This window comes from Aeromonas bivalvium (assembly GCF_000819765.1).
GTDB classification, from domain to species: Bacteria; Pseudomonadota; Gammaproteobacteria; order Enterobacterales; family Aeromonadaceae; genus Aeromonas; species Aeromonas bivalvium.
The window spans coordinates 3,522-3,753 of the sequence record NZ_CDBT01000006.1 but is presented as its reverse complement, the minus strand read 5'-3'; the positions used below and the strand labels follow the sequence as shown (position 1 = coordinate 3,753).

The following is a 232-nucleotide window of genomic DNA, read 5'->3' as shown; positions in this document are numbered from 1 at the left end:
GGCATCGAGGGGGCCCATCTCCTGGTTCGGCAGCACGGGCAGCAGCACCAGGGAGATGAGCAGGAAGCGCAGAGTGGCGTGAAATTCCGTCTCGCTCAGAAACAGCATCCCCTGCTGGATCTTGCCCTTGAGCCCCATCAGGAGCGCCGCCAGCACGGCGCAGGCCACCGCCTCGCTCGGGCTCAGCAGCACGGACATCAGCCCCAGCAGATAGGTGAGCACCATGGCCACC

The 232-nt window shown here is 65.9% G+C and carries 1 pseudogene; it reads right to left on the bottom strand.

Annotated features, from left to right (window positions below):
* Positions 1–232: pseudogene (locus BN1119_RS01100) on the bottom strand (MgtC/SapB family protein); the annotation flags it as partial.